We start from the raw sequence: 7,500 nt of genomic DNA, 5'->3' as shown, positions 1-7,500 counted from the left end.
TTGGTGCTGATGATTATATTACGAAACCTTTCAGCATTCACGAAGTAATTGCACGAGTAAAAGCTCTTATGCGGCGTTTTTTAGTTCTCGGAAGTAACAATACTGCTCAAGAAAAAACAACTTTATCTTTTAAAGGACTAACTATCAATTTAAATACATACACAGTTCATACAAACAAAGAAGAAATTAGCTTAACCGGAAAAGAACTGGAACTGTTAAAATTCTTTACTTCAAACCCAGGGCAAGTATTTACAAAAACACAGCTCTTCCGAAATGTATGGGACGATAATTATATAGAAGATGACAATACCGTTATGGTACATATTCGAAAACTTAGAAAGAAAATAGAAATTGACCCTTCCAATCCAAAATTCATTCAGACTATATGGGGAATTGGTTATAAGTTTGTAGGTGAAAAGCTTGAAGACTGATAAAACCCTCTTCCTGATTTCATTACAACTTATCATTTGCGGGATTTTAAACATACAAATGGATCCAAGAATAAAAATGTCTTTATTTATTATCCTTATCTTAATTACAATTTATCTCTTCTTTTCAAGAATACAATTCATTCAACATCGCAAAGCAATGGATACTAAATTAAGTCGTGTACTAAAAGGAAACTTACAAACGAGATTATTCACAAGCAATGACCACTCATTACATAATATCGTTTTTTCAATAAACGAGCTAATAGGTAAATTAGAGCAGGTTCAAATTGAAGCCAAAAGATCCGAAGAATCCAGAAAACAACTTTTGTCTAGTATCTCCCACGATATACGAACACCACTCACCTCCATTATCGGATATATAGATGCTTTGAAAGACGGAGTTGCTGCTTCTGAAATAGAAAAACAAGAATATCTTAAAATACTCTATATGAAATCAAATAACTTAAAGCACCTAGTTGATGAAATATTCAATATGGCGAAGCTAGACGCTAATGAATTTCCACTAAAAGAAGAAGAACTCAACTTTTCTGAAGTTACTAGAGAAGTTTTGATTGAATTTTTACCTGAGCTCTCAAAACATAACATCGAACTGCAAATTCGCATACCAGAGTCTACTTGTCCTATCATCGCAGATCATCTAAGCATTATGCGGATTATCGGTAATTTAATGAAAAATGCAATTTATTACGGAAAGGATGGGAAAACAATAGGAGTCGAATTGCTAGAAGCTGATGCAGAATACGAACTTCATATTTGGGATCAAGGCCCTGGTATTCCAAAACATGATTTACAAAACGTATTTGAGCGAATGTACCGAAGCGAACAATCAAGAAACTCTTCATTTGGTGGTAGCGGTCTCGGGCTTTCTATTTCCAAAGCGCTCGTTGAGAAAAACGGTGGACATATATGGGTTGAAAGTACTCCATGGAAACGAACTACTTTTGGCTTTTCTATTCCAAAACACAATACTTTTAAGAAATAGTTAAGAAATGATTAATATGCAGTTAAGCCTTCCTTTTTATGATGTAAGTAAGAACTTATAGAAAGCAGGTGTCTCCTATAAATACAATTATAAAAACGACTAACCTTACTAAAGTATATGGCAATCAAAAGTCAGTAGATAATTTAAATATTAATGTTCAACAAGGGGAGATTTATGGCTTCATAGGCCGCAACGGTGCTGGTAAAACAACAACCATTCGCATGCTGCTTAGTCTTATAAAGCCTACAAGTGGAACGATTGAAATATTCGGAGAGAACTTATTCCAAAATCAAAAAGATATTTTAAGCAGAATTGGTTCTATAGTTGAAGTTCCAGGATTTTATGAAAACTTAACTGCAAAAGAAAACCTATTAATTAATGCAAAAATAATTGGGGTTCACAAAAAGAATGCTATCGAAGAAGCATTAGAAATAGTAGGCTTGCAGCATGAGACAAAAAAGTTAGTAGGAAAGTATTCTTTAGGAATGAAGCAACGCTTAGGAATTGCGCGTGCTCTTCTCCATTATCCTGAGCTACACATATTAGATGAACCAACTAACGGACTAGACCCTATTGGTATTAAAGAAATGCGAAAACTTATTCATTCTTTAGCTCAAGAAAGAAATATAACAATACTGATTTCTAGTCACATATTAGCCGAGGTAGAACAGTTAGTCGATCGTATCGGAATTATTCATGAAGGAAAGTTACTAGAAGAAGTTTCTCTTGATACGCTGCGCAAAGCAAACCGTAAGTACATAGAGTTTCAAGTGAATAATGACGATAAAGCTGTGATGTTATTAGAAAATCATCTTCAAATTTTTGATTATGAAGTACATGATGAAGGAAATATTCGTATTTACTCTCATTTTGGACAACAAGGATACATAAACAGAACGTTCGTTCTTAACGATATTGAAGTATTAAAAATGATGATAAGTGAAGATAGACTAGAAGATTATTTCACCAAACTAGTTGGAGGTGGAACAATTGGTTAATCTACTCTATACAGAACTCTTAAAACTAAAACGCTCTAATATGTTTTTAATTAGCATTATTGGTGCTGGTGTCGCACCTTTCTTAGTTGTAGTAGCCTCTTATATACATATAAAAACAAAACAGCCAACTCCAACTATTTGGTTCGATCAATTATTTACTGACGTTAACTTATATACTACTTTAGTTATAGGATTCCCCTTATATGGAGTAGTGGTTGCTTATTTGCTTACCCGCGAATATACAGAAGATACACTGAAAAATTTACTAACTATCCCCGTGTCACGCATTAGCTTTATTACAAGTAAATTCATCATTCTCTTTCTTTGGATTATGATGCTAACTTTAGTCGCTTGGGCACTTACTTTAATATTAGGGCTATTGGGGAACTTCCCTGGTTTTAACATTTCTTTACTTTTAGGTTCTTTCCTAGAATTTTTAATATGTGGTGGACTTCTCTTTCTATTGTCTTCACCTATTGTGCTACTAACTCTTGTAATGAAGAGCTATGTACCACCCATTATATTAACAGTCATTATTACAATGACTAATCTTATGCTCGTAAACTCCAAGCATAAAGATTTATTTCCGTGGACCGCTACTCTAGATATCGCAAATAACGAATTACAACCGACATATCCACCAGAGTATTCTTATATCATCATTGCAGTAACGACAATTTCCGGATTTATTGCAACACTATTCTATTTTAAAAAAGTAGACATTCATTAATGTATAGGAGTGAAACTATGAGCGATATCATTATTGCCTTCATACTCGGTATTGTAGAAGGATTAGCTGAATTTTTACCTATATCTTCTACTGGCCACCTTATATTAGTCGGGCATTTATTAGGCTTTGAGGGAGAAAGAGCAAAAACGTTTGAAATTGTTATTCAGCTAGGCGCAATTTTAGCTATTGCAATTTTATATCATAAACGTCTCGTTTCTTTATGTAATATTAAACCTCTTATACAGAAAGAAAAAAAATTCAACGCGTTCCATGTATTTCTTGGTGTATTTCCGGCAGTGGTTGCTGGCTTGCTACTACATGATATTATTAAAACATACTTATTCCAGCCATACACTGTTGTGATTGGACTTGTAGCAGGGGCAATTCTTATGATCTTTGCAGAAGTAAAAAAGAAAGAGGCAGCAGCCTATTCACTGGACGATTTAACATACCGCCAAGCTTTAACAATCGGATTATTTCAGTGCTTAGCGGTATACCCTGGCTTCTCTAGAGCTGGCTCTACTATCTCTGGAGGTCTATTAGCAAAAGTAAATTATAAGACTGCATCTGAATTCTCTTTTCTAATAGCTCTTCCTGTAATGATTGGGGCAACAGGCTTAGACTTACTAAAAAGTTGGAAGTATTTAAGTGTCGATGACATCCCTATGTTCGCGGTAGGATTCATTACCTCTTTTATAGTAGCGATGCTAGCAGTAGTAACTTTTCTAAAGCTTTTAGAGAAGATAGGTTTAAAACCTTTTGCATACTACCGTATTTTGTTGGCTATCTTATTTACGCTTTTCGTATTGCTATAGATTCATATAAGTCACATATTATTAAACTGATATTCAATTTAGAATATCGGTTTTTTTATCTATTTCAACTCTAGTATTACTCACTTCAATATGGCATAGTGATAATAAACTACCATTCATAATCTGAACGTTCTTTAAGTAACTATGTCCTTTATCATAAAATGCAATTGGAAAATTAAAGATCCCATATATGTACAGAACATATTTACAAACTATATTCACTCCACATAGTATCTTTTTAATTTGCAAAACACTGATACAAATTAAAAATAAGTACAAAGGCATAACAAATAAATAAATTTCCTAGGAATTATAAAGAGATTAAATATTAATTAGAGTGAGGTGACGATAAAAATGAATCAATTAGCACAGACATATTGGGATACTTATTGGGGAAACAACAAAAAACCAGAATCTGTTACAGCTTGGCAATTTGGGGATGCCCCTAATTATCTTGCACAACTAGTAATTGACGGCATTAAAACAGCTACATGCTCCGGTCACATTTTTTATGAATTAGAAAATGAATCGCTACCGACTACTAATGATTATAGTATTATACTCAATAGTAATGATGAACCTGTAGCTATTATTAAGACAATAGAAGTAACTGTAACACCAATGAATGAAGTAAGCGAAGAATTCGCTATCGCTGAAGGCGAAGGAGATCGTACTTATAATTACTGGAGAGACACCCATGTTCGTTTTTTTACAAAGGAACTAAATGAGATTGGTCTTAATTTCTCTGAAGATATGTTACTCGTCTGTGAGCGTTTTGAACTTGTTGATGTGAACAATAAAGTAAAATTTTAATAAACTGAGATTTACCAGCCATTCTTATTTTTATAAACACAAAAAAGACGAGTCATTCTGACTCGTCTTAAAGTTGCTTGGCGACGTCCTACTCTCACAGGGACAAGGTCCCAACTACCATCGGCGCTAGAGAGCTTAACTTCCGTGTTCGGTATGGGAACGGGTGTGACCTCTCTGCCATCATCACCAAACTATGAAGGCATATTCCTTCAAAACTAGATAACATTTGCTACATATTATATGGTTAAGTCCTCGATCTATTAGTATTCGTCAGCTCCACATGTCACCATGCTTCCACCTCGAACCTATCAACCTGATCATCTTTCAGGGATCTTACTAGCTTACGCTATGGGAAATCTCATCTTGAGGGGGGCTTCATGCTTAGATGCTTTCAGCACTTATCCCTTCCGCACATAGCTACCCAGCTATGCCCTTGGCAGAACAACTGGTACACCAGCGGTGCGTCCATCCCGGTCCTCTCGTACTAAGGACAGCTCCTCTCAAATTTCCTACGCCCACGACGGATAGGGACCGAACTGTCTCACGACGTTCTGAACCCAGCTCGCGTACCGCTTTAATGGGCGAACAGCCCAACCCTTGGGACCGACTACAGCCCCAGGATGCGATGAGCCGACATCGAGGTGCCAAACCTCCCCGTCGATGTGGACTCTTGGGGGAGATAAGCCTGTTATCCCCGGGGTAGCTTTTATCCGTTGAGCGATGGCCCTTCCATGCGGAACCACCGGATCACTAAGCCCGACTTTCGTCCCTGCTCGACTTGTAGGTCTCGCAGTCAAGCTCCCTTATGCCTTTGCACTCTACGAATGATTTCCAACCATTCTGAGGGAACCTTTGGGCGCCTCCGTTACACTTTAGGAGGCGACCGCCCCAGTCAAACTGCCCACCTGACACTGTCTCCCGGGTCGATAAGACCCGTAGGTTAGAATTTCAATACAGTCAGGGCGGTATCCCACCAGCGCCTCCACCGAAGCTAGCGCTCCGGTTTCAATGGCTCCCGCCTATCCTGTACAAACTGTACCAAAATTCAATATCAGGCTACAGTAAAGCTCCACGGGGTCTTTCCGTCCTGTCGCGGGTAACCTGCATCTTCACAGGTACTATAATTTCACCGAGTCTCTGGTTGAGACAGTGCCCAAATCGTTACACCTTTCGTGCGGGTCGGAACTTACCCGACAAGGAATTTCGCTACCTTAGGACCGTTATAGTTACGGCCGCCGTTTACTGGGGCTTCAGTTCAGAGCTTCGCTTACGCTAACCCCTCTCCTTAACCTTCCAGCACCGGGCAGGTGTCACCCCCTATACTTCGCCTTACGGCTTCGCAGAGAGCTGTGTTTTTGCTAAACAGTCGCTTGGGCCTATTCACTGCGGCTTTCCGTTAAGAAAGCACCCCTTCTCCCGAAGTTACGGGGTCATTTTGCCGAGTTCCTTAACCAGAGTTCTCTCGCACACCTTAGGATTCTCTCCTCGCCTACCTGTGTCGGTTTGCGGTACAGGCACCTTTTATCTCGCTAGAAGCTTTTCTTGGCAGCGGGGAATCAAAGACTTCGCTCCATAAGGAGCTTCCCCATCACAGCTCAGCCTTTACGATAAGCGGATTTGCCTACTTATCAGCCTAACTGCTTGGACGTGCACAACCAATCGCACGCTTCTTCTATCCTTCTGCGTCCCTCCATTGCTCAAACGATAAAGAGGTGGTACAGGAATATCAACCTGTTGTCCATCGCCTACGCCTGTCGGCCTCGGCTTAGGTCCTGACTAACCCTGAGCGGACGAGCCTTCCTCAGGAAACCTTAGGCATTCGGTGGACGGGATTCTCACCCGTCTTTCGCTACTCATACCGGCATTCTCACTTCTAAGCACTCCACCAGTCCTTCCGGTCTGACTTCACTGTCCTTAGAACGCTCCCCTACCACTGATACCATTGGTATCAATCCGCAGCTTCGGTGGTGTATTTAGCCCCGGTACATTTTCGGCGCAGAGTCACTCGACTAGTGAGCTATTACGCACTCTTTAAATGGTGGCTGCTTCTAAGCCAACATCCTAGTTGTCTAAGCAACTCCACATCCTTTTCCACTTAATACACACTTTGGGACCTTAGCTGGCGGTCTGGGCTGTTTCCCTTTTGACTACGGATCTTATCACTCGCAGTCTGACTCCTAAGGATAAGTCATTGGCATTCGGAGTTTGACTGAATTCGGTAATCCGATGAGGACCCCTAGTCCAATCAGTGCTCTACCTCCAAGACTCTTACACTTAAGGCTAGCCCTAAAGCTATTTCGGGGAGAACCAGCTATCTCCAGGTTCGATTGGAATTTCTCCGCTACCCACACCTCATCCCCGCACTTTTCAACGTGCGTGGGTTCGGGCCTCCATTCAGTGTTACCTGAACTTCACCCTGGACATGGGTAGATCACCTGGTTTCGGGTCTACGACCACGTACTAAACGCCCTATTCAGACTCGCTTTCGCTGCGGCTCCGCCTCTTCAGCTTAACCTCGCACGGGATCGTAACTCGCCGGTTCATTCTACAAAAGGCACGCCATCACCCGTTAACGGGCTCTGACTATTTGTAGGCACACGGTTTCAGGATCTCTTTCACTCCCCTTCCGGGGTGCTTTTCACCTTTCCCTCACGGTACTGGTTCACTATCGATCACTAGGGAGTATTTAGCCTTGGGAGATGGTCCTCCC

The 7,500-nt window shown here is 40.0% G+C and carries 6 protein-coding genes and 2 rRNA genes (2 of these 8 running past the window's edge); 6 read left to right on the top strand and 2 right to left on the bottom strand.

Translation table 11 applies throughout. The features are described 5' to 3' along the window. The 6 genes from C3Y97_RS01620 to C3Y97_RS01590 all read left to right on the top strand — a co-directional run. Positions 1–431: the 3' portion of a response regulator transcription factor gene (locus C3Y97_RS01620; protein WP_000651997.1), read on the top strand. It extends 283 nt beyond the left edge of the window; 431 of the gene's 714 nt are visible here — the last part of the coding sequence; its start codon lies off the left edge, out of view; its stop codon occupies positions 429–431. Continuing rightward, positions 421–1,434 carry a sensor histidine kinase gene (locus C3Y97_RS01615; RefSeq protein WP_000845331.1) on the top strand — a complete coding sequence of 338 codons (1,014 nt, stop codon included), beginning with the start codon at positions 421–423 and terminating at the stop codon, positions 1,432–1,434. Before C3Y97_RS01620 ends, C3Y97_RS01615 begins: the two co-directional genes overlap by 11 nt. A 68-nt stretch (positions 1,435–1,502) precedes the next feature. Further along, a complete protein-coding gene (locus C3Y97_RS01610) occupies positions 1,503–2,432 on the top strand; it encodes an ABC transporter ATP-binding protein (RefSeq protein WP_136362971.1) in 930 nt (309 codons plus the stop codon). Beyond that, on the top strand, positions 2,425–3,162 hold the full coding sequence (locus tag C3Y97_RS01605; protein ID WP_000247711.1) for an ABC transporter permease: 738 nt from the start codon (positions 2,425–2,427) through the stop codon (positions 3,160–3,162). Before C3Y97_RS01610 ends, C3Y97_RS01605 begins: the two co-directional genes overlap by 8 nt. Positions 3,163–3,179: 17 nt before the next feature. Beyond that, on the top strand, positions 3,180–3,977 hold the full coding sequence (gene uppP / locus C3Y97_RS01600; protein WP_001279957.1) for an undecaprenyl-diphosphate phosphatase UppP: 798 nt from the start codon (positions 3,180–3,182) through the stop codon (positions 3,975–3,977). 354 nt (positions 3,978–4,331) lie between these two features. Next, positions 4,332–4,790: an ASCH domain-containing protein gene (locus C3Y97_RS01590; protein ID WP_001072420.1), complete on the top strand. Its 459-nt coding sequence runs from the start codon at positions 4,332–4,334 to the stop codon at positions 4,788–4,790. Between the two features lie 75 nt (positions 4,791–4,865). Here the strand turns inward: C3Y97_RS01590 and rrf are convergent. Beyond that, positions 4,866–4,981 (bottom strand): 5S ribosomal RNA (gene rrf, locus C3Y97_RS01585). Positions 4,982–5,030: 49 nt separating this feature from the next. Continuing rightward, positions 5,031–7,500: ribosomal RNA gene (locus C3Y97_RS01580) — 23S ribosomal RNA — on the bottom strand; it runs 452 nt beyond the window's last position.

The organism is Bacillus sp. DU-106 (assembly GCF_004799705.1).
GTDB classification, from domain to species: Bacteria; Bacillota; Bacilli; order Bacillales; family Bacillaceae_G; genus Bacillus_A; species Bacillus_A cereus.
Note: the sequence above shows the minus strand (reverse complement) of the source record. Positions and strands in the feature narration are given on the sequence as shown.

What these genes read in the sequence shown, in the direction of transcription:
- uppP (WP_001279957.1), top strand. Translation starts at nt 3,180, where the DNA reads ATGAGCGATATCATTATTGCCTTCATACTCGGTATTGTAGAAGGATTA.
- C3Y97_RS01590 (WP_001072420.1), top strand. Translation starts at nt 4,332, where the DNA reads ATGAATCAATTAGCACAGACATATTGGGATACTTATTGGGGAAACAAC.